The 26,641-nt window shown below is 68.3% G+C and carries 25 protein-coding genes; 8 read left to right on the top strand and 17 right to left on the bottom strand.

What is annotated here, in order from left to right; translation table 11 throughout:
• Positions 1 to 17 precede the first annotated feature (17 nt).
• Genes F817_RS0100425 through F817_RS0100415 form a run of 3 tightly spaced genes read right to left on the bottom strand, consistent with a single transcriptional unit; the run spans position 18 to position 3,558 of the window.
• Positions 18 to 440, bottom strand: coding sequence for an HIT domain-containing protein (locus F817_RS0100425; RefSeq protein WP_024325791.1), 423 nt, complete (start codon positions 438 to 440; stop codon positions 18 to 20).
• A complete protein-coding gene (locus F817_RS0100420; RefSeq protein WP_024325790.1) occupies positions 430 to 2,397 on the bottom strand; it encodes a M1 family metallopeptidase in 1,968 nt (655 codons plus the stop codon). The genes F817_RS0100425 and F817_RS0100420 overlap by 11 nt, the downstream gene beginning before the upstream one ends.
• Positions 2,398 to 2,400: 3 nt before the next feature.
• Positions 2,401 to 3,558 carry a ChaN family lipoprotein gene (locus F817_RS0100415; protein WP_024325789.1) on the bottom strand — a complete coding sequence of 386 codons (1,158 nt, stop codon included), beginning with the start codon at positions 3,556 to 3,558 and terminating at the stop codon, positions 2,401 to 2,403.
• A gap of 117 nt (positions 3,559 to 3,675) precedes the next feature.
• Between F817_RS0100415 and F817_RS0100410 the strand changes: the two genes are divergently transcribed.
• The gene (locus F817_RS0100410) at positions 3,676 to 4,482 is read left to right on the top strand and encodes an FkbM family methyltransferase (RefSeq protein WP_029680981.1); all 807 of its coding nucleotides are present in this window, start codon (positions 3,676 to 3,678) and stop codon (positions 4,480 to 4,482) included.
• 4 nt (positions 4,483 to 4,486) lie between these two features.
• Positions 4,487 to 5,290 (top strand): creatininase family protein, encoded by an 804-nt coding sequence (locus tag F817_RS0100405; RefSeq protein ID WP_024325787.1) that lies wholly within the window; start codon positions 4,487 to 4,489, stop codon positions 5,288 to 5,290.
• Between the two features lie 20 nt (positions 5,291 to 5,310).
• Here the strand turns inward: F817_RS0100405 and ribA are convergent, their stop codons facing one another.
• Positions 5,311 to 6,456, bottom strand: coding sequence for a GTP cyclohydrolase II RibA (ribA, locus tag F817_RS0100400; protein WP_024325786.1), 1,146 nt, complete (start codon positions 6,454 to 6,456; stop codon positions 5,311 to 5,313).
• A gap of 140 nt (positions 6,457 to 6,596) precedes the next feature.
• Here ribA and F817_RS0100395 point away from each other — a divergent pair, with 140 nt between their 5' ends.
• Positions 6,597 to 7,382, top strand: coding sequence for a RibD family protein (locus tag F817_RS0100395; RefSeq protein ID WP_024325785.1), 786 nt, complete (start codon positions 6,597 to 6,599; stop codon positions 7,380 to 7,382).
• Between the two features lie 48 nt (positions 7,383 to 7,430).
• Here the strand turns inward: F817_RS0100395 and thrC are convergent, their stop codons facing one another.
• The 3 genes from thrC to alaC all read right to left on the bottom strand — a co-directional run bounded on the left by thrC (position 7,431) and on the right by alaC (position 11,222).
• Positions 7,431 to 8,573: a threonine synthase gene (gene thrC / locus F817_RS0100390; RefSeq protein WP_024325784.1), complete on the bottom strand. Its 1,143-nt coding sequence runs from the start codon at positions 8,571 to 8,573 to the stop codon at positions 7,431 to 7,433.
• 39 nt (positions 8,574 to 8,612) lie between these two features.
• On the bottom strand, positions 8,613 to 9,926 hold the full coding sequence (locus F817_RS0100385; protein WP_024325783.1) for a homoserine dehydrogenase: 1,314 nt from the start codon (positions 9,924 to 9,926) through the stop codon (positions 8,613 to 8,615).
• A 72-nt stretch (positions 9,927 to 9,998) separates the two neighbouring features.
• Entirely contained in the window at positions 9,999 to 11,222 is a 1,224-nt protein-coding gene (alaC, locus tag F817_RS0100380; protein WP_024325782.1) for an alanine transaminase, read from the bottom strand.
• A 189-nt stretch (positions 11,223 to 11,411) separates the two neighbouring features.
• Here alaC and F817_RS0100375 point away from each other — a divergent pair, with 189 nt between their 5' ends.
• Positions 11,412 to 11,786, top strand: a complete 375-nt coding sequence (locus F817_RS0100375) for an Mth938-like domain-containing protein (RefSeq protein ID WP_024325781.1) — start codon at positions 11,412 to 11,414, stop codon at positions 11,784 to 11,786.
• 31 nt (positions 11,787 to 11,817) lie between these two features.
• On the opposite strand, the gene rpoS is transcribed toward F817_RS0100375, so the two are convergent.
• The 5 genes from rpoS to surE are packed head-to-tail and all read right to left on the bottom strand — an operon-like array spanning position 11,818 to position 15,786.
• On the bottom strand, positions 11,818 to 12,909 hold the full coding sequence (rpoS, locus tag F817_RS0100370; protein ID WP_024325780.1) for an RNA polymerase sigma factor RpoS: 1,092 nt from the start codon (positions 12,907 to 12,909) through the stop codon (positions 11,818 to 11,820).
• 23 nt (positions 12,910 to 12,932) lie between these two features.
• Positions 12,933 to 13,715: a peptidoglycan DD-metalloendopeptidase family protein gene (locus F817_RS0100365; protein ID WP_024325779.1), complete on the bottom strand. Its 783-nt coding sequence runs from the start codon at positions 13,713 to 13,715 to the stop codon at positions 12,933 to 12,935.
• A gap of 1 nt (position 13,716) precedes the next feature.
• Positions 13,717 to 14,301, bottom strand: a complete 585-nt coding sequence (locus F817_RS0100360; protein WP_024325778.1) for a YqaA family protein — start codon at positions 14,299 to 14,301, stop codon at positions 13,717 to 13,719.
• Between the two features lie 59 nt (positions 14,302 to 14,360).
• Entirely contained in the window at positions 14,361 to 15,026 is a 666-nt protein-coding gene (locus tag F817_RS0100355) for a protein-L-isoaspartate(D-aspartate) O-methyltransferase (protein WP_024325777.1), read from the bottom strand.
• Entirely contained in the window at positions 15,016 to 15,786 is a 771-nt protein-coding gene (gene surE, locus F817_RS0100350) for a 5'/3'-nucleotidase SurE (protein ID WP_024325776.1), read from the bottom strand. Before surE ends, F817_RS0100355 begins: the two co-directional genes overlap by 11 nt.
• A gap of 111 nt (positions 15,787 to 15,897) precedes the next feature.
• On the opposite strand from surE, the gene F817_RS0100345 reads away from it, so the two are divergent.
• From F817_RS0100345 to F817_RS0100335, 3 genes are all read left to right on the top strand, one after another.
• Entirely contained in the window at positions 15,898 to 16,455 is a 558-nt protein-coding gene (locus tag F817_RS0100345; protein ID WP_024325775.1) for a Smr/MutS family protein, read from the top strand.
• Positions 16,456 to 16,707: 252 nt separating this feature from the next.
• Positions 16,708 to 17,316 carry a DUF3365 domain-containing protein gene (locus tag F817_RS0100340; RefSeq protein ID WP_024325774.1) on the top strand — a complete coding sequence of 203 codons (609 nt, stop codon included), beginning with the start codon at positions 16,708 to 16,710 and terminating at the stop codon, positions 17,314 to 17,316.
• A gap of 227 nt (positions 17,317 to 17,543) precedes the next feature.
• Positions 17,544 to 17,975, top strand: coding sequence for a PAS sensor domain-containing protein (locus F817_RS0100335; protein ID WP_024325773.1), 432 nt, complete (start codon positions 17,544 to 17,546; stop codon positions 17,973 to 17,975).
• 10 nt (positions 17,976 to 17,985) lie between these two features.
• Here F817_RS0100335 and truD read toward each other — a convergent pair whose 3' ends face one another.
• The 5 genes from truD to mrcB form a co-directional block, all read right to left on the bottom strand.
• Complete coding sequence (truD, locus tag F817_RS0100330) at positions 17,986 to 19,044, bottom strand: tRNA pseudouridine(13) synthase TruD (RefSeq protein ID WP_042799026.1); 1,059 nt, start codon at positions 19,042 to 19,044, stop codon at positions 17,986 to 17,988.
• 14 nt (positions 19,045 to 19,058) lie between these two features.
• Positions 19,059 to 19,745, bottom strand: coding sequence for a tRNA (adenosine(37)-N6)-threonylcarbamoyltransferase complex dimerization subunit type 1 TsaB (gene tsaB, locus F817_RS0100325; RefSeq protein WP_024325771.1), 687 nt, complete (start codon positions 19,743 to 19,745; stop codon positions 19,059 to 19,061).
• 281 nt (positions 19,746 to 20,026) lie between these two features.
• Positions 20,027 to 21,994 (bottom strand): ATP-dependent DNA helicase, encoded by a 1,968-nt coding sequence (locus F817_RS0100320; RefSeq protein ID WP_024325770.1) that lies wholly within the window; start codon positions 21,992 to 21,994, stop codon positions 20,027 to 20,029.
• Entirely contained in the window at positions 21,987 to 22,559 is a 573-nt protein-coding gene (locus tag F817_RS0100315) for a tetratricopeptide repeat protein (RefSeq protein ID WP_024325769.1), read from the bottom strand. The genes F817_RS0100320 and F817_RS0100315 overlap by 8 nt, the downstream gene beginning before the upstream one ends.
• Entirely contained in the window at positions 22,556 to 24,910 is a 2,355-nt protein-coding gene (mrcB, locus tag F817_RS0100310) for a penicillin-binding protein 1B (protein ID WP_081644428.1), read from the bottom strand. Before mrcB ends, F817_RS0100315 begins: the two co-directional genes overlap by 4 nt.
• A 139-nt stretch (positions 24,911 to 25,049) precedes the next feature.
• Here mrcB and F817_RS0100305 point away from each other — a divergent pair, with 139 nt between their 5' ends.
• Positions 25,050 to 26,612 (top strand): bifunctional aminoglycoside phosphotransferase/ATP-binding protein, encoded by a 1,563-nt coding sequence (locus F817_RS0100305; RefSeq protein WP_024325767.1) that lies wholly within the window; start codon positions 25,050 to 25,052, stop codon positions 26,610 to 26,612.
• Positions 26,613 to 26,641 lie beyond the last annotated feature (29 nt).

Below are 26,641 nucleotides of genomic sequence, written 5' to 3'. Positions count from 1 at the left end.
TGCAGTAAGACGCCGGCCTAACCGCCGACGTCTTCCACGAGGCCGAGGACTCGCGCGATGCGGTCCTCGGCCTCCTGCGTTTCCAGGCCCCGCGATCTCGGCGCGCCCCAGACCGGACCGGGCCAGGCCGGGTCCCCCTCCGAGCGCGCCACATGGTGCAGGTGCAACTGCGCGACGATGTTGCCGAGCTTGGCCACATTGAGTGCCCGGGGCGCGAAGGCCTCCTCCATCGCTCGCGCCAGTGCCCCCGATTCGCGGGCCAGCTGGACCGCATCCTCGGCGTCCAGGTGGTGCAACTCCTGGATGTCGTCCCGCCGTGGCACCAGGATGAACCAGGGATAGTCGAAGTGATCCATCAGCCGGACACTCGAGAGCGGCCACTCGGCGACCGACCAGGTATCCGCCGCCAGGCGCCCATCCAGCTGGAACTTACTCATCATCATCGAACCTCTGCCAGACACCCGGTTGCGACCAGAGCCCCGTACGCCAGGCGCCATCCGCTTCCTGCAACAGGTAACTGTAGTGCGATCGATGGCGCAACGCCGCCGCGACCTCGCGCCGGGCCTCCGGCTCCTCGCCGCTGACCACGACCAGCCGTGTCTCCGGCACAGTCCAGGCCCGTGGGCCTGTTTCCGTACCTGCATCACCCTCCACCGCGCCAGGATTCCGTGGCAGGCCTCGTGCCTCCAGCCAGTCGGCCACGCTGGAGTGGGACCCCAGCAGGATGCGTGTCCCGTCCGAATCCTCCGCAATATCCGGAACCCGGCCAAGCCAGGGTGCGACCTCGGACGCTGCGGCATTCCCCAGTGTGACAATCCGCGTGTCCGGGTCCAGCGCCGCCTGCCGCAGGATCGCGGGTGACTCGTCCGGGGCCAGCTGACGAAACAACCGCCAATCCGGATCGACTGCGATCGCCCGGGGGCGGCTGGAGGTCTCGAGCGAAACTGTTGTCCGCTCGCCATTGAGCATCACCCAGTGCGTCTCGTGCCCCGCCCCGGTGTCCACCACCAGCGGGACATACAGGTCCCATGGGTCGTGATCGTCGGCCTGACGCAGAAGCCCCCGGACCACCCAACCCGTGTCACGCTCCTCCCGCCGTAGATTGGTCAACGCCAGCGCCGGCGCCCCGGCACGCTCGATCCACTGGGCAAAGAACGGCCGCAGATCCTCGTCGGTCACCTCATCGAAGGCCGCGATCACGGCATCCCAGTCCGCCTCGCGAAAACGCCATTCGTCGTACAGGCTGCGTGTCCCGGCCCGAAACGCCTCGGCCCCGACCCGATCCTCCAGCATCCGCCACAGCATCGCCCCTCGGTGATACCCGGCGATGCGCGCTGCCCCGGAGTTCCCGCCGCGGAAACTCGCGTGCGGGCGATCCTCGTCGGCGGGAAGTGCCGCGTAGTCGCGCAGCCACTGGCCGCGCTCCTCGCGCCCTTCCCCGCGTTCGCGTTTGAACTGGTAGTCCGCCATGTAGGTGGTCAGCCCCTCCGACCAGTTACCGCCGGAGGAATCCACATACACGCTGGTGCCCCACCAGGCGTGCAGTACCTCGTGCCCCAGCGAGGTATGCGGGATGAACGGCAGCGGAATCACGCGCTCCCCCAGCAGGGTAAATCCCGAAAACGCGAGCCCCACCGGCCGGGGACTCGCGGCCATGGTGAAGGTGTCGAACGGATACGGGCCGATCTCCTCGCTGAAGCGCTGCAGGTACTCGGCCGCCTGGTCCCGGTAGGTCTCGCCAAAGCCTTGCTCCAGGCCCTCCGGGAACAGGGTGCGGACCGTCGCATCGCCGGCCGCGCGCTCGCCCGAGACCCATGGACCGGTCGCTACGGCCAGTGCACGTCCCGCCGGGTGTTCGTAGGTGGCTCGGTACTCGCCACCATCCGCTTCCTCGGCCACACGCGAGCCTGAGGCAACCGCGAGATGCCCACCGGTCGTCGTCAACTCGATCCGCACTGCGTGGGGCTCGGCGTCCGGTCGCCGTGGATACCAGTCCGTCCCGGGGGGCAGATAGCCGCCCTGCGGATCCAGGAATCCGCTTCCGGGCCGCGCCTCCTCCTGTACGGGAAGCCGTGCGCCATAGCGAATCACCAGGGGGCCGGGCTCGTGCTCCGGCGCCCGGGCCAGCTCCAGCCAGCCGTCCTCGGTTCGACCAAACTCGACCGACTGCCCACCGAGCGAGACGGTATCCACGGCAATACCCGGATCCAGCCGGAACCGCCGCAGCGACTCCGGATCGACCCTTGCCGGATCCGCTTCGAAACGCCCTTCGAGAAGTGCCCTGTCCGGGTCCAGTTTGATCTGCAGGCTCACCCCGTCCAATCCCGACGTGGCGGCCACCGAGCCGCTCACCAGCCACAGCACCGCTGCAAAGCCGGCCATGCCCCATGCACGCATCGATCAGTCCTCGCGCGGGAATCGGGCCACGCGCTCGAGCCGTTCGCCTGCGCGCTCGATCTCCAACGGCAGCCACGTACCGGGTGCCACCGCCTGCACCACCCGCTGCAGGTCGGACGCGGCACGGATCGGCCGTTCGCCGGCCTGCAAGACGCGATCCCCTGCCTGCAGGCCCGCGGCCTCTCCTACCGAACCCGGCTGGACACGCAGGACACGAATACCCGGCTCGTCATCCGCCTCCAGGTGCACACCCAGCAGAGCCCCGGAGGTCTCGAAGCGGTCATCCTTCGGCACACCAAACAGCGCATCGGCCAGCACCGGATCGCTTTCCTCGCACTTGCCCGGCTCGCGCGGAAGCAGAACCACTGCATCGGTCACGCCCAGGTCGTCCAGCTGGTGGGGCACGCCATAGCCATATTCCAGATGCCCGGAACCAATGATCGCGGCCACCAGCGGGGGTCGCTCACCCCCCGCGTCGATCCGGTCGGCGATCGCGCCGGCCATCATGCGATCCCACGCCACCTGGGTGGCGATGAAGCGATCCGCATCCGGACCCATACCTGCGGGATGCCGTTCCAGTACCGCCTCCAGATACGCCCGATACCCCTCACTGGGCTCGGCCGGCGCCGAAACTCCGTCGCGGGTCTCCGCATCCACGGCCTCCCAGCCGTCATGCCCGAGACGGCGAATGTGTTCCCGCTCGAGGTTCAAAGCCAGGAGCGGGACCCCATGGACCCGGGCAAAGTGCAGGATGGGCCAGTACAGATCGGGATCGAAACCCCAGTGCGTATACCAGCCACTTTCCTCCAGGAAGGTCTCGGGACCGAGTTCACCCGCGACCCAGGCGTCCAGGACGGGCTGCCTGGAACGCGGAAGCATCTCCAGGCCGATCACCAGGTCCGGACGATGGCCGTGCAGCGCGGCCAGGGTCCCCAGTTGCCAGCGATGATGATCCATACGGTCGTGGCGTTCGCCCAGCAGGACCGCATCCCGGGTCGCCAGATCGGCATACAGCCCGCCCACATCCAGCGGCTCGCCCGCCGGCGACACCCACGTACCCGGGGCCGGACAATCGACGGCACCCTGTGCCGTGCCCGCCAGCAACAGGGCCAGAAAGCCCAGGATTCCCAAACGCTCGCCCATCCGCAAACCTGCGCTCATGCATCGCTCCTCGTCTCGCGCGTCCCAGTTGCTCTAACGCCTGGCCGCCAACCCTCCTGAAGACCCCGTCGTGGCGCGGGCGTTCCCACGGGGCGTCCGCTCGGTTAGCCTGCGGGGATGAATGCCACTCCGCAAAGCCCCTCGCGCCTGGCCTGGCTGGACCAGGCCATCGGCGTGCTGCGATCCCTTGTCATCTACCGCCGTCCCGGGCGCCAGCAGGGCCTGAAGCGGATGTACGCCCCGTTCATCCAGCCCGGCGATCTCGTGTTCGACATTGGCGCCCATGTGGGCGATCGCACCCGTGCCTTCGCCGACCTCGGCGCGCGGGTCGTCGCCCTGGAACCCCAGCCACAGCTCATCCCCTGGCTGCGCCGGGCCGTGCGGGGCCGCACGGGGGTCTCGATCCGGCGCGAGGTGGCCGGGCCCCGCCCCGGTTCCGCGCAGCTGCAGGTGAGCCGCCGCCACCCGACCGTCTCATCGGCCTCGCGCCCCTGGGTCCAGTCCCTGCGCACACGCAACCGCAGCTTCCAGCACGTGCGCTGGGACGAGGAAATCACGGTCCCCATGGTCACGCTCGACCAGCTGATCGAGGAATACGGCTCCCCGGCCTTCTGCAAGATCGACGTGGAAGGTCTGGAGGCCGAGGTCCTGCGTGGCCTGACGCATCCTGTTCCCGCATTGTCGTTCGAGTTCGTCGCCGGCGCACTGGACGTTACCCGCGACTGTATCGAGCAGCTGGACGCGCTGGGCGCCTATGGGTACAACCTCATTGCCGGGGAACGACGCCGGTATCAGTTCGCCGAATGGCAATCCGGCGCGGCCATCCTCGCCTGGCTGGAGGATCACGGCGAACGCATGGGCTCGGGCGATCTCTACGCCCGCCGGCTCCCCGCTTTACCCGCCCGCGGGGAACGGCAAGGCTGAGCACATGAAGCCCGACAATCTCCCCTGGTGGCAGGACCAGACAAGCGACGCGATCACCCAGCTTGCCGCGCGCGACGCCGTCGCGATCCTGCCCCTGTCCGCCATCGAGCAGCACGGCCCCCACCTGCCGCTGGAGACCGATTACCGCATCTGCCTCGGGCTGCTGCAGGCGGCCTGCGCCATGTTGCAGGACGATGTGCCGCTGACGGTCCTCCCGCCGATGGCGGTTGCCACCAGCACCGAGCACACGGCCTTTGCCGGGACCCTCACCCTGCGCCCGGAAACGGCGCTGGCCGCCCTGCGCGATCTCGGCGACAGCGTGGCTCGCAGCGACCTGCGACGCCTGGTGATCGTGAACAGCCACGGCGGCAATACCGCCATATGCGACCTCGCCGGACTGGAATTGCGCCGCGCGCACCGCATGCTTGTGGTGAAACATCACTATTTCGCCCAGCCACCGCCGGAGGCGCTCGGCATCCCGCCCTCGGAACTTCGCCACGGCCTGCACGGCGGGCTGATCGAGACGGCGATGATGCGGTTCCTGGCCCCGGAGAAGGTCCACCTGGAGGCCACCACGAACGCGCTCTCACTGGGCGCGAGACTCGCGGACGAGCTGGAAACCCTGGCACCCGAAGGGCGTGCGTCATTCGCCTGGATGGCGGGCGACCTGCACCCCTCCGGCGTGGTCGGCGATGCCCGTGGCGCGACCGTCGAGATGGGGCAGCGTCTGGTCGAGCACTACGCCGCCCACCTGGCCGCAACGATCCGCGACAGCGCCCGCTTCGACCGGGCGTACCTCGCGCCCTGAACGGGGCGCGCGGACACGGTTCAGCCGCGTTCGGCCTCCGAGGCCAGCAGCTCCTGCAACCAGTGGCCGCCCCGGTCCGCCTTGGTGCTGAGATACCGCAGGTTGTGCGGGTTCAACTTGCCGTGCACCGGTTCGCGGGCGACCACGTCGATCCCGCCGGCACGCAGCGCGTCGATCTTGCCGGGATTGTTGGTCAGCAGCCGCACGCTATCGATACCGAGGAACTCGAGCATCTCCACGGCCGCATCATAGCGTCGCCCGTCGGCCTCGAACCCGAGCTGGCAGTCGGAGTCGATGGTATCCAGGCCGGCCGTCTGCATGGTGTAGGCGCGCAGCTTGTTGGCCAGGCCGATGCCGCGCCCCTCCTGGGCCAGGTACAGCAGCACCCCCCCGCCCGACTCGTTGATGGTCTTCACGCCCAGGCGCAGCTGGTCGCCGCAGTCACAGCGCAGGCTCCCGAACAGGTCCCCGGTCAGGCAGGCGGAATGCAACCGCACCGGAACCGCGTCCGGCCACTCGCGGGGCTCGCCGATCAGGACCGCGACGTGCTCGAGGATCCCGTTGCCCTCGCGGAACAGCATGAAGCGCGTGACCGGGGCATCCGCCAGCGGCACCGGGGCCTCGCTGACATAGGCCAGCTCGAGCCGCGGGTGCTTGGCCACCGCGCGCGCCTCCTGCTCGTCCACGTCGAGGAACATGCCATCGGCGAGGGCCGAGCGAATCGCCTCCGGCACCGGCTCGGGCACCGGTGCCGCCACCACCGCCGGCAGCAGGCGGCCGGCCCGCACCAGTTCCAGGGCCGCGATCTCCGCCGGCAGCGCCGGGGTGACAGCCGGCTGCCCAAGCGAGGCCTCCGGGTGGGCGGCCTCGTTCGAGGCCTCGGGCGCGCTGGCCAGCGTGAACAGGGCCTCGGGATCGGTGTCCGGCGCGAATTCCAGCGCCACGCCCTCCCAACCTTCCTGCAGTGGCTGCGACCAACCCATTGCAGAGGCCCGGTGCGAAGTTAGAATCAGTCGAGGCGCCGACCCGGTCATGTGGGTCAGGCGATCCAGCAACACGGGGGTAAGACCCTCGACGGCCGCAACGAGTACACTCGACTGCGAACCACTTACCAGGACCGGATGGCCCCGGCGAAGATCAAAGATCCCGCGATCGGCGTTGTGCATCGGGTACTTCCATAGGGAGTTTTGTTTATGACCAGCCCGCAAACCGCGAATTCCCCGAACCGGGGTCCCGGCTTATCCAGGCAGGTCGGTAGCCTACCCCAACTGGCCGGTCGCGGTCCCGTAACCCCGGAAATTGCGGCATGACGGCGTATCCGGTCACCGAGGAACAGGCCTGGCGCTGGCTGCTGGCTCAACGGGCCGACCCAGGCTGCTGCCCCCTTCCCGGTCCGCTCGCGCCGGGCGCTCACGAGCTGCTGGATCTCTACGGCCCGATCGTCGAGGCGCCCAGCATTACGGTCGCCCAGCTCGGCCAGAGCCTGGACGGGCGCATCGCCACCGCCAGCGGGCACTCACACTACGTAACCGGCCCCGAGGACATCGAGCGCCTGCACCGCCTGCGGGCCCTGGTGGATGCGGTCGTCGTCGGCGCCGGCACCGTGGTCGCCGACGACCCCCGCCTCACGGTGCGCAAGACCGAGGGCCCCAACCCCACCCGCGTGATCCTCGATCCCGACGGCCGCATCCCCAGCGATGCACATGTCTTCCGTGAAGCCGAGGTCCGTACCATCGTGCTGCACGCGGCAGGGTATGGACCTTGCGGGCTTCCCGAACACGTCGAATGCCTGGAGATGCCCACCGGGGCGGATGGACGCTTCGATCCCGCGCAGATCCGCGCACGCCTGGCGGAGATGGGCCTGCACCGCCTGCTGGTCGAAGGCGGCGGCCAGACCGTCTCGCGCTTTCTCGAGGCCGACACCCTGGACCGCCTGCACCTGACCGTCGCGCCGATGCTGATCGGCTCCGGGCGTCCGGGCGTCACGCTGCCCGAGATCGATTCGCTGGATCAGGCCCTGCGTCCGCCCTGCCGCATCTTCCGGCTGGGGGGCGATACCCTGTTCGACCTCGACCTGCGCAGCAAGCCCTGACCCGACCGGGGCGTACCGGCTTCACGCCTGGCGCGACGCCGGTACGGCTCAGCTCAGGTTGTCGCGAATCGCGCGGGAGACCGCGTCCAGCTCCGCCGGGACCTTGGTCGGCTGCACCACGCTCTGGGCGATCGCGGTGTCCGGGTCCTTCAGGCCATTGCCGGTCAGTGTGCATACGACCGTGGAGCCTCCGGGGATCTTGCCCTCGCGGATGTCGCGCAGCGCGCCGGCCAGGGATGCGGCCGAGGCCGGTTCGCAGAACACGCCCTCCTTCTCGGCCAGGAGCTTCTGCGCGGCCAGGATCTCGTCATCCTGACACTCGTCGAACCAGCCACCGGATTCCTCGCGCACCTTCCACGCCATGTCCCAGGACTGCGGATGGCCAATGCGGATTGCGGTCGCGACGGTGTCTGGGTTGTCGACCATCGCGCCGCGCATGAACGGCGCCGAGCCGGATGCCTGGTAGCCCACCATGTGCGGACGATTGCCCACCATCCCGCCACCGGCGTACTTGCAGTGGCCCTTGCAGTACGAACAGGCATCGGTGACGTCGTCACTGTTCTTGGCCGCCATCTCGCTGTAGCCAATCCAGTGCGCGGTGATATTGCCCGCGTTGCCGACCGGCAGGCAGTGGAAGTCCGGCGCACGGCCCAGCTCCTCGACGATTTCGAACGCGGCCGTCTTCTGGCCCTGCAGGCGATACGGGTTGACCGAGTTCACCAGGGTGACCGGCGTGTTGGAGGCGACCTCCTTGACCAGCCGCATACCGTCGTCGAAGTTGCCCTCGATCTGGATCACGGTCGCCCCGTGCATCATCGCCTGTGCCAGCTTGCCCATCGCGATCTTGCCGTCCGGGATGACCACGAAGGCGGTGATGCCGGCACGCGCCGCATAGGCGGCCGCCGCGGCCGAGGTGTTGCCGGTGGAGGCGCAGACAATCGCGCGTGATCCCTCTTCCACCGCCTTGGTCACAGCCATGGTCATGCCGCGATCCTTGAACGACCCGGTCGGGTTCAGTCCCTCGAACTTCACGTAGATCTCGACCTCGCGCGACAGCTCGCGCGGGATGTTGTTGAGCCGGATCAGGGGCGTGTTGCCCTCGCCCAGCGAGATGATGCGCGTGTCGTCGTGTACCGGCAGGCGGTCACGGTAGCGCTCGATCAGTCCGGTATAGCGATATCCAAAGGCCATGGTGTTCTCTTCGTCGTTGCGAAAGGCAGGACACGCCAACTAGCGCGCCAGTCCTTCCATGCGGATACGGGTAATCGGGGTCAACAGATGATCCAGGGCCTCGATCGCGGCAATCGCCTCGTTCATCGCACCCTCGCGGACCTTGTGCGTCAGCATGATGATCGTGGCCTCGCCGCGCTCCGGGTCCGGCTCGCGCTGCAGGATCGCCTCGATGCTGATGCCGTGCTCGCCCAGGATCCGGGTAATGTCGGCCAGTACGCCGGGGCGGTCCTGGGTGCGCAGGCGCAGGTAGAACGAGGTCTCCACGTCGGCGAGATCCAGCACCGGCTTGTCCGACAGGGCATCCGGCTGAAACGCCAGGTGGGGCACGCGGTTCTCCGGGTCCGTGGTCAGGGCACGGACCACGTCGACCAGATCGGCCACCACCGCGGAGGCGGTCGCCTCGGCCCCGGCCCCGGCGCCGTAGTACAGCGTCGGGCCGACGGCATCGGCGTTCACCAGCACGGCGTTCATCACGCCGTCGACGTTCGCGATCAGCCGGCGCTCCGGGATCAGCGTCGGGTGCACCCGCAGCTCGTAGCCCTTCGGCGTCCGCCGAGCAATGCCCAGGTGCTTGATCCGATAGCCCAGCTCCGCGGCGAAGCCGACATCCTCGCGCGTGATATTGCTGATCCCCTCCACCGCGACACGGTCGAACTGCAGCGGGATGCCGAAGGCGATGGAGGCCAGGATCGCCAGCTTGTGCGCGGCGTCGATCCCCTCCACGTCAAAGGTCGGATCGGCCTCGGCGTAGCCCAGCGCCTGGGCCTCGGCCAGTACGTCCTCGAAGTCGCGACCCTTGTCACGCATCTCGCTGAGGATGAAGTTGCCGGTGCCGTTGATGATCCCGGCCAGCCACTCGATCTGGTTGCCGGCCAGCCCCTCGCGGATGGCCTTGATGATCGGGATACCACCGGCGACCGCCGCCTCGAAGGCGACCATTACGCCCTTTTGCTGAGCGCGTTCGAAGATGGTGTTGCCGTGCAGCGCGATCAGAGCCTTGTTCGCGGTGACCACGTGCTTGCCCGCGTCGATCGCCGCCAGCACCAGGTTCAGAGCCGGGTCAGTGCCCCCCATCAGCTCGACGATGACCTCGACCTCGGGATCGTTGACGACCTCGGCCGGATCCGTTGTCAGACGGATCTGCGAGCAATCGCACTCGCGTTCGCGGTTAATATCGCGCGCGGCGGCCGCCACGACCTGGATGTCGCGACCCGCGCGCCGCGCGATCTCGGTGCCATTGCGTGCCAGCACGTTGACCGTACCGCAGCCAACGGTACCCAACCCAAGAATTCCGATCTTTACCGGCGTCATAGCCTTGCTGTCCTTGACGTCAGGCGCCCCGCGGCGCCCGGTGTTGATTGCATTCGGAGTGTGCCGTGCGTGTCAGGCGTTCGAGCCCGGACTCTCCACGGCCGCGTCGGCCAGGATCGAATCGGCGCGAAACATCGCCTTGATCCCGCGCAGCGCCTGGCGCGTGCGTTGTTCGTTCTCGATCAGGCTGAAACGCACGTGATCATCGCCGTAGTTGCCGAACCCGATGCCCGGCGAGACCGCGACCTTGGCATCCCGCAGCATCTTTTTGGCGAACTCCAGCGAGCCCATCTCGCGGTAGGGCTCAGGGATCGGCGCCCAGACGAACATGGTCGCCTTTGGTTTTTCCACCTGCCAGCCCAGCTTGTTGAGACCGTCGCAGAGCACGTCGCGGCGCACCCGATAGAGCTCGCGGATCTCCTCGACGCAGTCCTGCGGCCCTTCCAGCGCGGCGATAGCCGCGACCTGGATGGGCGTGAAAGTGCCGTAGTCGAGGTACGACTTGATACGCGCGAGCGCCGCGACCAGTGTCGGGTTGCCGCACATAAAGCCCACCCGCCAGCCGGGCATGTTGTAGGTCTTGGACAGGGTGTAGAACTCCACCGCGATGTCCTTCGCCCCCGGCACCTCGAAGATCGACGGCGCCTTGTAGCCGTCGAAGCTGATCTCCGCGTAGGCCAGATCGTGCACGATCCAGATCCCGTGTTCCTTGCAGATCGCCACCACCCGTTCGAAGAACTCCAGGTCCACGCATTGCGTGGTCGGATTCGCCGGGAAGTTCAGGATCAGCATTTTTGGCTTCGGCCAGGAGTCCTGGATCGCCCGCTCCAGCTCCGCGAAGAAGTCGACATCCGGCGTCAGCGGCACGTGGCGCACGTCGGCGCCGGCGATCACGCAGCCATACGGATGGATCGGATAGGCCGGGTTCGGTACCAGCACGGCGTCGCCCGGGCCCAGGGTCGCCAGTGCCAGATGCGCCAGGCCTTCCTTGGAGCCGATCGTCACGATCGCTTCGGTCTCCGGATCAAGGTCCACGTCGAAGCGCGTCTTGTACCAGCGCGTGATCGCCCGGCGCAGACGCGGAATGCCCTTGGAGACGGAGTAGCGATGCGTATCCCCGCGCTGTGCCGCTTCACACAGCTTGTCCACGATGTGCTGCGGAGTCGGCTGGTCCGGGTTCCCCATCCCAAAGTCGATGATGTCCTCGCCACGGGCGCGGGCCTCGGCCTTCAACTGGTTCACGATGTTGAAGACGTAGGGCGGGAGGCGCTCGATACGGGGAAAGACGTCGGTCACGGGTCTGGGTCCTGGTTGGGGCCTGGGCAGTCGCATTGCAGGGCCATGACGGCCCCTCCGGATGCCGCACCGGAAAGCGCGCCAAAGTATAACCCGGGCCCGGACCTGTCAACGAATCGGGGCACCGCCACCCCTTCGGCGCGGCGCGAATTCTTGAGAGATTTCGCGCCCCGGAGTAGCGTACGCGACATGCTGTTCTCCGAAGTCACCAGCGAAGAGTCCTACATCGTCACCGGCTACGAAACCGGCCGTGTCGGGATCAATCAGGTTGCCCATACGCACAGCCTGATCGTGCGTCCGCACCAACTGCAGACCGACTGGCCGGTACAGACCGTGGGTGAGCTGCAGGTCGAGCACCTGCAAGCATTGCTGGACCACCCACCCGAAGTGCTGCTGATCGGTACCGGCGAGACCCAGCAATTTCCCGATCGCGCCGTCTGGCGCCACCTGCGCGCGCAGGGCCTGGGGGTGGAGATCATGGATACCGCGGCCGCATGCCGCACCTACAACCTGATCATGGCCGAGGGCCGCGACGTCGCGGCGGCCCTGATCATCGAGGGATAACCAACTCCCGACGGCCCGCGGGTCAGCCGGGTCAGGAATTCGGCAGGACCTCGTCGCCCTTCATCCCGCGCGACTCCAGCAGCTTGCGCAGGCGCTTGAGCGCATCCATCTGGATCTGGCGCACGCGTTCCCGGGTGACCCCGATCTCCGCCCCCACCTGCTCCAGCGTCGAGCGCTCGAAGCCGTGCAGGCCAAAGCGGCGGACCAGCACCTCGCGCTGCTTGTGATCCAGCTCCTCCAGCCAGGCCTCCACCAGGTGGTGGAGATCCTGGTCCTCCAGCAGCGTGGACGGCTCCGGGGCATTCACGTCCGCGAGGATGTCGGTCAGCGAGCGGTCGCCCTCCGGCCCCGACGGCAGATCCATGGAGGTCGAGGGCTCGGACATCGCGCGCAGCTTCTGGATTTCCGCCACCGGCTTGCCCAGACGCTGGGCCAGTTCCTCCTCGGTGGGATCACGGCCCAGTTCCTGCGTGAGATTGCGGGCAATCCGCGCGTGCATGCGCAGTTCCTTGCTGACATGCACCGGGATTCGGATCGTCCGCCCCTGATTCATCAGCGCCCGTTCGATGGTCTGCCGGATCCACCAGGTGGCATAGGTGGAAAACCGGAAGCCCCGCTCGGGATCGAACTTCTCCACCGCGTGCATCAGACCGAGGTTGCCTTCCTCGATCAGGTCGAGCAGCGGCAGGCCGCGATTGAGGTAGCGCCGGGCGATCTTCACCACCAGCCGCAGGTTGCACTCGATCATGCGGCGTCGACCGGCGTCGTCGCCCTGGCGGGCCAGACGGGCGTACTTGCGTTCTTCGTCGGGGGTCAGCAGGGGCCGGTATTCGATGTCGCGCAGGTAGATCTGGATGGCATCCAGCTCCGCGGGCCGGGCATCGCGCAGGGTCTTCGGCCGCACCGGTGCCCCTTGTTCCGGTTCCAGACCGACCGTGACCTCGGGAACGGCAGCGGCCGGATCGTCTTCGGCATCAAGGGATTCCTCCAGGGATTCCTCGACGCCCTCGGCCGGACGGGCCAGATCCTCGGGCACCGCATCCGCGTCGGGTTCCGGGATCGGGTCCCGGGGCAGGCTGTCGTCATCCCGATCCGTCTCAACCGGCTGCCGGCTCTTGGCCATGTAGTGTCCTGCTCTTGATCGCGTCAGCGGCCCGGGAGATAGCGCGCCGGGTCAACCGGCGTCCCGTCCACCCGGATCTCGAAATGCAACATCGGGCGCTCGGCCCCCGATGAACCCAGGCGCGCGATCGTCTCACCCGCCTGCACCTGATCACCCTCCGCGACCAGCAGCTCGTCATTGTGCCCGTAGGCACTGAGGAACCGCGCATCGTGCTTGAGGATGATCAATCGACCATACCCCACCAGCCCGCCACCTGCATAGACCACCTCGCCGGCCCGCGTGGCGCGAACGTGATCTCCCCGTTCACCGCCAATGGCAAGCCCCCGCCGGGTGCCACTACTGGAGAAACTGCGCAACACCTCGCCGTCGGCCGGCCATTGCCAGCCGCCCGGGTCGGAGGGCGGAGAACTCGAACGGGATGAACCCGACGCGGAGTCGGATGAATCGCCGCCTCCGGAGCGGGTTTCGCCGCCGGAGCCGGATTCGCTGGAGGAGGAAGGCGAACCCGAACCCGACGTGGAGGCAGTCGGCGCGCTGGGCGGCGAGGACCGCGCAGCGCCCCGCAGGCGCAGACGCTGGCCGGGATGGATGACGTAAGGGGCACCGATGGCATTGCGCCGGGCCAGATCGCGCCACTCCAGGCCGTAGCGCTGGGCAATACGGTAGAGCGTCTCGTTCCGCTGCACCACATGGGTGTCCGGCATTGAGGCCCCGCTTGGCGCCCGCGCCGCACAACCGGCCAGGACACCCACGAACAGGACCAGCACCAGTCCCGCCAGCAAACCCTGAACGGCCAGCCCCCGCATCTCAGTCCATTACCACGTAAATCGTCATCGCCACGACCAGCAGGATAACCGCCGCCCAGCCCAGACGCTCCATATACGGTCGCAAATGCTGCTCCGCACGCGGACCCGCCCAGGCCATGAACAGCGCAACCAGAAAGAAGCGCAGCCCCCGCCCGACCAGGGATGCGATGAAGAACGGCAGCAAGGCCATCGACAACGCCCCGGCGGTCACCGTGAACAGCTTGTAGGGGATGGGCGAAAAACCGGCGATCAACACGACCCAGACGCCCCAGATCTCGAACCATGCCTCGGCCTGACGCAACTCCTCGCCATACCCGATCTGCTGCAGCCAGGGCCCGATCCACTCGAACGCCAGCCAGCCGATCAGGTAGCCGAGCAGCCCGCCCAGCGCCGAGAACAGCGTGGTCAGGGCGGCCAGGCGCCAGGCGGATCGTGGACGCGCGGCCGCCATCGGCGCGAGCATCACGTCCGGTGGAATCGGAAAGAACGAGGACTCGGCGAACGAGAGCCCCGCCAGGTAGCGCGGTGCGTGGCGATGACGGGACCAGCTCATTACCCGGTCGTAGAGCGGCTCGAAGAACTTCATCGGTGCCGTACCGCCGCCACCGATTCAGTCACGCCGGCACCGGGGCCCGGAATACGCGCTCACTGCTCGGCACCCGGTAGCATGGGCACGAACATCACCGCATCCAGGATGTCGCGCACATACGCCTCTTCCGTCCGGGTATAGCGCACCAGCTGCTGGCGTCCGTCGGGGCCCTCCACCGGGGCGACCAGACGCCCGCCCAGTGCCAGCTGGGTCAGCAGGGCCTCCGGGACTTCCTTCGGCGCCGCGGTCAGGATGATGCCGTCGAACGGCGCCTTCTCCGGCCAGCCTTCGCCGCCATCGCTATGGCGCAGGTTCACGTTGTTGATGCCCAGGCGACTAAGGAGCTCACGCGCGCTGCGGCTAAGGGCCTGGATGCGTTCCACCGAGTACACCCGGTCCACGATCTGCGCCAGCACCGCTGCCTGGTAACCCGAGCCCGTGCCGACCTCCAGCACCGTCCGCGGCCGCTCGCCTTCCAGCAGCGCCTCGGTCATCCGCGCGACGATAAAGGGCTGGGAGATCGTCTGGCGATGGCCGATCGGCAACGCCGTGTTTTCGTAGGCGCGATGGCCCAGGGCCTCCTCTACGAACAGGTGGCGCGGAATCGTGCGAACCGCATCCAGCACGCGCGGGTCTCGGATCCCCTGCCCCTCCAGGATCCGCACCAGGCGGTCCCGGGCCCGTTGCGAGGTCAGGCCCGCGCCTGCGGCATCAGGAACCATCATCTGCCCCCGGCAGCGAGTCATCCAGCCAGCGGCCCACCGTGTCGATGGCGTCAAAGCGCGTGAGGTCCACCTGGATCGGCGTCACCGAGACGTAGCCCTCGCGGACCGCGTGGAAGTCGGTACCGGGGCCGGCATCCTGTTCCGATCCGGCCGGCCCGACCCAGTAGATCGGGCGCCCGCGGGGGTCCTCGTCCGCGATCATCGGCTCCGCCCGATGCCGATGTCCAAGGCGCGTGGCCTGCACGCCGCGGATCTCCGAACGCGGCAGATCGGGGACATTCACATTCAGGATGGTGGCCGCCGGCAGCGGCACACGGTTGATCCGGTCCAGCAACTCGACCACCACGCTCGCCGCGGCGTCGTAATGCTGCAGATCCGGCCCCACCAGCGACACCGCAATCGACGGGAGCCCCAGAAAGCGTCCTTCCATGGCGGCTGCGACCGTGCCCGAATACAGCACGTCGTCGCCCATGTTCGCACCGGCATTGATGCCGGAGATGACCACGTCCGGCTCCTGCTGCAACAATCCGGTGATGGCCAGGTGCACGCAGTCCGTCGGCGTGCCGTCGACCTGCACGTCACCCCCCTGGAGGTGCCGGGCCCGCAACGGGCGCACCAGCGTCAGGCTGTTGCTGGCGCCACTGCGATCCCGGTCCGGGGCCACCACGTACACCTCGGCAATCCGGCGCAAATGCGTCGCCAGGCACTGGATGCCCGGGGCGTGAATTCCATCGTCGTTGCTAACCAGAATGCGCATGCAGGAACAGGGCCGTTGGGAGGGCTCTTAATATACTGGAAACCGGTTCAGGGAGACGCTCGCGGTTCGACCGGATCGCGCCTGCCCCCCGAAAAGTGCGAGTATCCTGCCATGAACTCCGGGGACGATCCCAACGATTTCGAAGAATTCCTGCAGGCCATCGGCAACGTGCGACGGCTGCACAGCGATCGGGCCGAGGTCCGCCCGCCGCGCCCCGCCCCGCGAGCCCGCCAGCGGGATGCGGACGAGGCGCGCGCGCACGCCGACTGGCTCAGCGATCCGCTCAACGCCGCTGACCTGCAGCCGGGGGACGAACTCCGCTTTGCTCGCCCGGGCATCAGTCAACGCGTGTTCCGCAAGCTGCGCGGCGGGCATTACCGCATTCAGGACGAGATCGACCTCCACGGCCTGTTCGCCGACGAGGCGCGCCGGGCGATTGGCCTGTTCCTGGACGATGCCCGCCACAATGGCGCCCTGTGCGTTCGCATCGTGCACGGCAAGGGCCTGCGCTCACGGCAGAAGGGCCCGGTCCTCAAGGGCCTGACCGACCACTGGCTGCGCCAGCGCGACGATGTCCTCGCGTTCTCCTCCGCGCGACCCGCCGACGGTGGAACCGGCGCCGTCTATGTCCTCCTCAAGCGGCCACGCAAGAGCGATCCCGTGCGCTGAAACCCGCACCCGGCCGGGATGTTTTCACTCACTGACGTCGCGCTCACATATGGCCCCCGACATATTCGCAATTTACGATATACAGGCTTAGACTGGCTCCAGATGCGCGAGGCGGCCTGCGGAAACCGAGCGCAATACCGGCTATAATTTCCGCACAACGGGCCTTGCATCTTATCCATGACCGGTCCATGCTTTGTACAGCTCTTGTATAGATACAGGACGCAACGGAATCTGCACTGCGAGGTAATTGCCATGAAGAACTGGAAGCTTGCCCCCCTGGCCCTCGGCCTGATCGCATTCACCGCCGGCAGCGGCTACGCGAGTGCCGACAATACACCGCAGCTCAGCCAGGATGATCTGCAGGAACGCATCGCCGCCAACCGCGACGCCATTCAGAAGTTCGCCAGCACCCTGCAAGGCGAACTGATGTCCGCCATGCAGTCCGGCGGTCCGACCGAGGCGATCCAGGTGTGCAACGAGCGTGCGCCCGCCATCGCGCGCGATATCTCGGCCGAAACCGGCATCGAGATCGGCCGCACCAGCCTGAAGCTGCGCAACCAGGACAACGCCCCCGATCGCTGGGAGCGCCTGACGCTGCAGGGTTTCGAGGCGCAGCACGCCGCCGGAACGCCGGCTGCCGACCTGCCGCCCCGCTTCGGCGTGGTCGAGTCCGACGACGGCGAGCCGAAATTCCGCTTCATGGCCGCAATCCCGACCGGTGGCGCCTGCCTCACCTGCCACGGCTCCGATGTCAGCGGCGACGTCAAGCACGCCCTGGAGCGCCTGTATCCGGAAGACCAGGCCACCGGATTCAGCGAGGGTGACGTGCGCGGCGCCTTCACCGTGACCCAGGAAATGTAAGCGCCCGTATCCCCCCCCAGGCCCGCGCGATCCGGGCCTGATCCTGCCAGGCCGCCTCCGGGCGGCCTTTTTTGTGCCCACAGTGCGCCGGCACGGCCCCGCCGCATGTCCGATTTTTGAACACACCCCCCAGGGAACGTGCTATTTTCGTGACGTAGAAGCGCGGAGGCTGCGCACGGCATGGATCCTCCGCGCGCTCGACCCGCAGACCAGACCGATACCCGTTTATGACGCGAACAATAGACGCCGAACTGCTCGCCCTCGCGGTCGATGCCTCCAACGACGGTATCGTGATTGCCGAGCGCGAAGGCGACGACAACATCCTGATCTACGTCAACCGCGCCTTCGAGCAACTGACCGGCTACCGCTCGGAAGAGATCCTCTACCGCGACTGCCGCTTCCTCCAGGGGGACGACACCGACCAGGACGTGCGCCAGGAGATCCGCGCCGCCATCGAGGACAACCGCCCCTGCCGCGTGACCCTGCGCAACTACCGCAAGGACGGCACCCTTTTCTGGAACGAACTGTCGCTGACCCCGGTGTTCAACGACGAGGACCGCCTGACCTACTACATCGGCATTCAGAAGGACATCACCGACCGTGTAGAAGCCGAACAGCGCGCCGAACGCGCGGAAAGCAAGCTCAAGAACTCCGCCTGACCCCTTGCGGTCAGGGCGTCATGCCCGGCTCCCGGGGCTGACAGATCGCCTCCAGGAGACCGGTCGCATACTCTCCGGCCCCCAGTTCCAGCGAGAGCATCAGGTCCTCCCCTTCCCAGCGCCAGTCCACCGTCCCCGGCACCATCCGCAGGGACCGGCGCGCCGCCTTCATGTCGGCCCTCTCGAGCCCTTCCGCCAGCTCGGGCTCGCCGGCCGCGACGGCCGCCTCCAGTGCCTGCACCTCGCCTCCGGTCTGCATCGAGCCCTTGCCCCACAGCGGCCCCGTCGGATGGATGTCCAGACGCGCGGCACGCGCCTCCAGCTCGGCATCCACCTCCGCTACCGGAAACACGCTCCCCGATCCCTCGAGGTTCGCCACGTCGCCCGGTAGCAGTCGGTTCCAGTCCCCGCGCCGCACGCGTTCGGCGAGCACCGCATTGAAGATTGCGGAACGCGCGGCCGACAGCAGGAGGCTGCGCTGGTTGCGGCTGCGCGGCGGGCGGCCACCACCCAGCCAGGCTCGCGCCCGGGCCAGATTGTCGCGGCCGAAGCGCTGCGCCCCGAAGTAGTTGGGGATGCCGCCCTCGCGGATCGCCGCCAGGATCGCCTCGGCGGCCGCGCGATCGCCCTCCACGGCGCCCAGTCGAATCTCGAAGCGATTCCCTGCCAGATGCCCGGTGCGCAGCTTGCGGGCATGCCGGGCCACCTGCAGCACCCGCGCGCGGCCAGCCGTCTCCCCGTCGGCCTGGGCGGCATTCCAGGCCTCGGCCCGGACCACCCAGTCCGGCTCGGACTCGGGCGGGCACTGCACGCTGAACCACTGGCGCGTGACCGCCTGGCGGTCCTTGCGCCCCGCATAGCTGACCCGGCCCCGCCCCGCACCCGATTCACGCGCCAGCCAGACGGCCACGTCCTCGCTGTTCAGCAGGCGTTTCTCGATCTCCAGCCAGACATGTTCGCCCCGTCCCTCCGGCATCGTCGCCGGCAATTCCTCGACCTGGAAATCCTCCGGCTGCGCCTTGATCGTCGCCGTCAGCGGCGGTTCCCATGGATACGCGGCAGCACCCATCTCGCGCTCCGGGCTCATCGCGGGGCCGCCGGGCGAGCGACATCGTCGCGTACGTACACCGGTTGCGCGTCCTCCGGGGCCACCGCCTCGCCCCGCTCCCAGGCGTCCACTGCCAGCAGTGCCACCTCGCGGGCATCCGGGAGCGCATCCGCGTCCACCGCCGACAGCTCCAGACCCTGCGCCATGGCCAGGTCGGGGAACGCCGCGAAGGCGGAGCCCAGGGCATACCGCTGCCCCTCCGGCCATGCCACCTCAAGCGCGGCCGGTGCACCGACCTGTTCCGCCGCAGGACCGGCCCGCTCGCCGCGCACCGGACACAGGCTCCAGTAGATCTCGCCCATGCGTGCGTCCAGCGCCGCCAGAACCGCCGTGGGTCGACGGCCACCACCCTGAAGGGCCTGCTGGGCCAATGCCTGCAGCGTGGAGATCGGGACCACGGGGCGGTCCAGCGCGAAGGCCATCCCCTGTGCCACGCCCAGGCCAAGGCGCACGCCCGTGAATGCGCCCGGCCCCCGGCCCACGGCCACGCCATCCAGACTGCCGCGCGGGATATCCGCCTCGCGCAGCAGCTGTTCGACCTGGCCCAGGATCAGTTCGCCATGCCGGCGTGCGGCGCGCACCCGAACCGAGTGAATCTCGCCATCGAGATACAGGGCGGCCGAACACTGCTCGGTCGCGGTTTCCAGTGCGATCAGACGCATGTGTCAGCCTCTCGGGCCTGTTGTAGGGAAACACTGATCCATGTACACGCTCGCGCTCGAGTCGCTTTTGCGTGCGAACAAGGCGCGGTGACGGCCGTGCAGTCATTCTGCACAAGGGAATCGCAACGCCGTGCGCGCGCAAAAGAGGCCGAGCCCCTTCGGGGTTGGCACCCCAGGTTCCCCGATCCTGCGTTGCGGCCCTTGCCGGTAGAACCACTACCGACTGCGCACCGCGCCTGGTCTCGGAAAACCTGGGGTGCTAACGCGAGCGTGTACATGGATCAGTGTTTCCCTAGGAAACGCAGCGCAGCGGCCGGCTCCCGGGTACGGTGGAACGGCGGAAGGCTGGCGAGAAACCGCCGGCCGTAGGACTTGCCGGTCAGACGCGGATCGCACAGTGCGAGAATACCGGCGTCATTGGCATCGCGGATCAGGCGACCCGCCCCCTGTTTCAGGGCGAGCACGGCCTGCGGCAGGGTGAACTCCATGAACGGCGAGCGGCCCTCGGCCTCCAGCGCGGATGCCCGGGCCTGCAGCACCGGGTCATTGGGCGCGGCAAACGGCAACCGGTCAATGATCACGACGGACAGCGCCTCGCCGCGAATGTCCACTCCTTCCCAGAAACTGTGCGCCCCCAGCAACCACGCCTTGCCGGACTCGCGGAAGCGCGCCAGCAGATCACCGCGCGGCTGTTCCCCCTGCACCAGGAGCTCGCGATCGCCCGGAAGCTCGGCGCGCAGGATCGCCGCCGCCTCCTGCAGGGCACGATGACTGGTAAACAGGAAGAACCCGCCACCCGGATTGTCACGCAGCAATGGCCATGCCCAGGCAATACAGGCTCGCGTATACCCCGGGTCATTGGGATTGGGCAGCGGCGGCTGCGGATGGACGAGACAGGCCTGGCGGGGAAAGTCGAAGGGACTGTCCAGCCGCTCGCTGGCCACGTCCGCCGGGAGCCCGAGGCGCCGCGCCGCGTGGCCGAAGTCCTCGCCGACAGCCAGGGTGGCCGAGGTGAAGATCCAGGCCGCCGGACGCGCGGCCCGGCGCTGCGCCAGCGGGCGCGCCGCGTCCAGCGGGGTCCGGTGCAGGGTCACGCTCTGGCTGAAGCGCTCCGCCCAGGCGACGGTATCGGGTGTCTCCTCGCGCCACGTGCGCAGGCGTTCGAGCAGCAGGGCACTGCGCCCGCGCAGCTGCTCCAGCCCCGGTGCCCGGGCCGCGGCGGCCTCCAGGGCATCCCCGACAAAGCCGAGATTCGCGTCCAGCCGGTCCAGCAACGGGTCCAGCGCACCATCCGGGTTGACCGTGTCCCAGCTGGAGCGTCCCTCCCAGGTCCGGGAGGCCTCCAGCAGTTCAGCCACGCTGGCCTCCAGTTCCGCGACCCGCTGGCGGATGTCCAGCATCTCCGGGGCATGTTGTTCCTGCTCGCGCCGGGTATCCCGCGCCAATTCCCGGAGCGCGCGCGTGCCCACCGCAATACCGAAGAACGACCCGGCGATATCGGGCAGCTGATGCGCCTCGTCCACGATTACCGCATCCACCTCCGGCAGGAGTTCGCCGAAGCCCTCTTCCTTCAGCGCCATGTCCGCGAGGAGCAGGTGGTGATTAACCACCACCACATCGGCCTCCTGCGCCCGCTTGCGCGCCTGCACCACGAAGCAGTCGTTGTAGCTGGGGCATTCCCCGCCCAGACAATTGTCCACCGTGGAGGTCACCTGTGGCCACAGCATCGAATCCTCCGCGAGGATCCCGGCATGCCCGAGGTCGCCGGTATCGCTGGCGCGGGCAAATCGTTGCAGCGCCTCGATGACCGGTAACTGTTCGCGGCGCACGCCTCCCCCCGTCGCGCCCCCGGCCTCGGCGGCCGCCAGTTCCAGGCGGTAGTGGCAAAGGTAATTGGCACGCCCCTTCAGCAGCGCCGCTCGCGGACGATACCCCAGGGCCTCGCAGACCACCGGCAGGTCACGCTCGAACAGCTGGTCCTGCAGGGTCTTGGTCCCGGTGGAGATCAGGGCGCGGCGCCGTGACTGCAGGATTGGCACCAAGTAGGCGAAGGTCTTGCCCACCCCGGTCGCCGCTTCGACCAGCAGCGCGGTGGGCGCGGTCGCCAGCGCATCCTCCACGGCCACCGCCATGCGCTGCTGGGGTTCGCGCGGGCGAAACCCCTCGACCGCAGTCGCGAGATCACCGCCCGGGCTCAATGCCCGTACGGCCGCCGACTCCGCCGAAACGGTGCCGAATGCGTCAGACAACGTCGGCTTCCAGGCGGCGAATCGCCTCGCGGGCCTCGGCGGCGCCCGCCGCGTCTCCCTGTGCCTCGCGGGCTCGCAGGATCAGGCGCCAGTTCTTCAGCGCCAGCTCGCGGTCGCGGCCACCGGCCATCTGCAGGGAACGCCCGGCCAGCCGCTCGGCCTGCTCGTAATGCTGCTGCTCCAGGCGCAGCGCGGCCATCTGGTGCCACAAACCGGCATCCCGCGGCGCGATGCGCAGCGCGCGCTCCAGGCGCTGTTCCGCCCGCGCCGTATCCCCGGCCTGGCGGGCGGACTCCGCTTGCTGGGCGAGGTTCAGCGCCGCGGAGGGGGTCGGTTCGCGTTCCCGTTCGGGCTCCCGAGTGTCCGGTTCCGGCGCCGGCGCGTCCTCACCGGCCCGTTCGGCGTCATCCGGGGCCTGGGTGCCGGCATCCCGGGGCGCGGGTGTGGCGCACGCGGCCAGCAGCAAGGCGAGCGCGACCGCCAGCGCCACCGGCGCGACCCGTCGCGCCCAACCGGCGCATATTCCTTTGAAAAAACCGGTCGTTGCAGTACAAACTTTCTTCAACGGAATAGCCTCTCGAACCAGCCCTGCCGGCCGGAATCACCGCCCAGATCACACTCGGCGCGCGTTTCAGGGCCCGAATTCTGCCAGAACGGCAGCGTCTTCACCGACTCACAGGCGTGATCGTCGCCGTCCACCCGCAATCCGGAGGCGAGGTCGATTCCCTGGTAATCAATGCCTGGATGGCCCTCGAGGTGCAGGGACTGCACGCCAATCCCTTCCATGATCTCCGCCCACACGGGCGCGGCGGAGACCCCGCCCGTCAACCCGGTCGGGCGGTTGTCGTCCATGCCCAGCCACACCACCGCGACATGCCGATCGTCGAAGCCGGCGAACCAGCTGTCCCGAAAGTTGTTGGTGGTGCCGGTTTTCCCGGCCACTACCTGGCCATTCAGGCGGGCATCGATCCGGCGCCCGGTCCCCTCGCGCGTGACATCGTGAAGGGCGTGTGACAGCAGGCGGACCGATCCATCGGATACCGCCCCCTGCAACGACAGCCCGTAGTGCGACAGCACCTCGTCGTCCTGGTCCAGCACGTCCCGGATCACCCGGGTACCCGTCGCATACCCCCCGTTCGCCAGCGCCTGATAGAGCCCGGCCACCTCCAGGGGCGACAACTCGATGGCCCCCAGGGCCAGCGAGGGCAGCGGGGCCGGCGTACGCTGCAGCCCCAGCGTCTGCATCAGGCTGATCACCTGTGTGATGCCAATATCCTCCGCCAGGCGCACGGTGGCGACGTTGTAGGACTGCACCAGCGCTTCCCACGCCGTGACCGGTCCGCGGTGCTCGCGGTCGAAGTTGCGCGGCGTCCACGGCTCGCCGTGCGGCAGTTGCAGGGTGAGCGGGCTGTCGTCCAGGAGCGTGGCCAGGGTGTATCGCTCCGGGTTGGTCAGGGCCGCGAGGTACACGAACGGCTTGATCACGGACCCCACCTGGCGCTGGGCCTCGACCGCGCGGTTGTACCCGGGGTAACGCGGATTGCGGTCCCCGACCACGCCCAGGACCTCGCCGGCCTGCGGGTCGGTCACCACGGCGGCCGCCTGCAGGCCGTCGAGGTCCGTGCCCCCGCCGCGACGCCGCACCAGGTCATCGACGCCCCGGACGAGCCGCTCCTCAAGACGCAGCTGCACCACGGGATCCATGGTGGTGAAGATCCGCAGGCCCTCGCTGCGCAGATCCTCGTCCGCGTAATCCGCGCGCAGCTCCCGGCGCACCAGGTCGAGGAACGCCGGGAAGCGGCTGCGTCCCTCGGGCATCACCGGGGACACGTCCAGCGCGGTCTCCAGCGCCCGGTTCACCCGCTCGCGATCGGCCAGACCGGTATCGGCCATCGCCTCGAGCACCCGGTCTCGCCGCTGCATCGCGCGCTCCGGGAACCGCCGGGGGTCGTAGTAACTGGCCCCTCGCGCCAGGCCCACCAGCAGCGCCAGCTGATCCAGGCGCAGCTCGTTGAGCGGCCGTTGATAGTAGAACCGGGCCGCCTGCCCGAACCCGTGAATCGCGCGCTCCCCGGTCTGGCCCAGGAAGACCTCGTTCAGGTAGGCCTCGAGGATCTCGCGCTTGTCGTAGCGGTGCTCGAGCAACAGCGCCATCACCGCCTCGTTGAGCTTGCGGGTCAGCGTCTGGTCGCGGGTCAGGTAAAAGTTCTTGACCAGTTGCTGGGTGAGCGTGCTGCCCCCCTGCACCGTGCGGCCGGCACGCAGGTTGGCGAGCGCCGCGCGCCCGATGCCCACGGGATCGATCCCCCGGTGCGACATGAAGCGGCGGTCCTCGATGGCCAGCAAGGCGCCGATCAGCTCGCGCGGCACCTCGTCGAGGTCGACCAGGATGCGGTCCTCGCCATGGGTCGGGTAGATGCTGCCGATCAGCAGCGGCTCCACGCGCATCAGGTCCACATTGCGCCCACTGGACTGCTCGGCAACCGACTGTACGCGCCCGTTGGACAGCCGCACCCGAACCGAGTGCGCCGGTTCCGGCCCGTCCCCGAACGTGAACGGACGCGTGGTCAGCCGGACGTCGTCCCCGCGGATGTGAAACTCCCCCGGCCCCGCCCCGTCCGGCGTCTCGCGATAATTCAGGGCCCGCAGCTCGGTCTCCAGCGCGTCCGCCGTCAACGGTCGCCCGGCATACAGCTCCAGCGGTCGCGCGTACACCCGGGCGGGCAACGCCCAGCGCTGGCCCTCGAACCGTTCGCGGATCTCGCGGTCCAGTTGATGGACGTAGACGCCCCCCACCGCCACGGCCGCAAGCAGCAGACCGGCCAGCGTCCAGCCGCCGGCACCCAACAGGCGCCGGAGCCGCCCCCTGCGGGGCGCGCTTTGCTTGCGTGGTCGTCGAGAGGGCTTTCGCGGCATGGCGGGTACGGGACGGGGTGACCAGAACGGCTGCAATGGTAACCTGACACACAGGGGAAAACGGGTGCATACCCGGCGATTCCGGCAAAAACATGTTCCCCTCGATGCACCAGACCCCACGCCTCACCACGGAGTCCCGATGACCGAACTGGAACAGCACCACGATCGCCTGCGCCACCTGGTCGAGGGCCTCGGGTTTCCCGAGCCCGTACCGGAGGCGAAGACCGTGCGCAGCATCGAGACGCATATCTCCACCGTGATCCTGGCCGGCGAAGACGCCTACAAGTTCAAGAAGCCGCTGAACCTGGGCTTTCTCGACTTCTCCACCCTGGAGGCCCGTCGCCAGTACTGCGAGACCGAGCTGGAGATCAATCGCCGCCTGGCGCCGCAGATCTACCTCGAGGTCGTCACCCTCAATGGGGACGACGCCCACCCGGTGATCAACGGGCCGGGCCCGTTGCTCGACTATGCCGTGCACATGCGCCGATTCGACCGCGCCCGCCAGCTCGACCGGCTGCTGGAGAACGACCAGCTGCCGCCTTCCGCCATGGAGGCCCTGGGCCATTACATCGCCGCCTTCCACGAACGGACCGAGCGCACGGATGTACAGTCCGAATACGGCACCGTGGAGGCCGCCACCCAGCCCATGCTGGACAATTTCCCCGCCCTGGCGAAGGCGGTGACCGGTGCGGCCGACCGCGCACGGCTCGAACGCCTGGAGGCCTGGACACGTTCGGAAATCGATCGCTTGCGGGCAATCCTTCAGCAACGACATGACCAGGGGTTCGTGCGCCATGGTCATGGCGACCTGCACTTGGGAAACCTGGTGTACATCAATGACGAAGGCGGGCAGGAAGTCCCGGTTGCCTTCGATGCCATCGAGTTCGATCCCGCCCTGCGCTGGATCGACGTGATCTCGGAGATCGCGTTCACCACCATGGATTTGCTGGCCCGCCAGTCGCGGGCCCACGCCTGGCGCCTGCTGAACGCCTATCTCGACGGCCGCGAGGACTTCGACGGTCTTGCCCTGCTGCCGCTCTACCAGGTCTACCGTGCACTGATCCGCGCCAAGGTCCAGGGCATCCACAGCGCCGAGGCCCAGCTCCCCTCCGACGAGCAGGCGGCTCACAAGGCCGAGATGGGGCGCTACCTCGCCCTGGCCGATCGCCTGACGGAGCGCGGATCGCCCCGGCTGATCCTCATGCATGGCGTCTCCGGCAGCGGCAAGACCGTGATCAGTACTCAGGTAGTGGAAGGCCTGGGGGCCGTCCGCCTGCGCTCCGACATCGAACGCAAGCGCATGTCCGAACCGGTCGACTACAGCGAATCCGGTCGCGCGCGCATCTACGACCACCTGCACCAGCGCGCCAACCAACTGCTGTCGCTGGGCCTCACCGTGGTGGTGGACGCGACCTTTCTTTCCCGCGCGCAGCGGGCGCCATTCCGGGATCTCGCGCACCGTCACGCAGCCGGCTTCGCGGTCGTGGCCTGCCGCGCGAACGAGAACGTCCTGCGCGAGCGGCTGGAGCAGCGGGCCCGTGCCGGCACCGATGCATCGGATGCGGGCATCGAGGTGATGGAGCAGCAACAGCCCCATCAGGAATGGCCGGCCCCGGAGGAAGGCTGTATCGAGGTCGCCCCGGAGCGCCCACTGGATTCCGATGCCCTTGCGCGCCAGTTGCTGCGCCCCCTCGCATCCTGAGCGACCGGGTACAATCGAACATGGACAGT

Origin of the sequence: Thioalkalivibrio sp. AKL19, from assembly GCF_000420165.1 — a bacterium.
In the GTDB taxonomy this organism is placed as follows: Bacteria; Pseudomonadota; Gammaproteobacteria; order Ectothiorhodospirales; family Ectothiorhodospiraceae; genus Thioalkalivibrio.
Note: the sequence above shows the minus strand (reverse complement) of the source record. Positions and strands in the feature narration are given on the sequence as shown.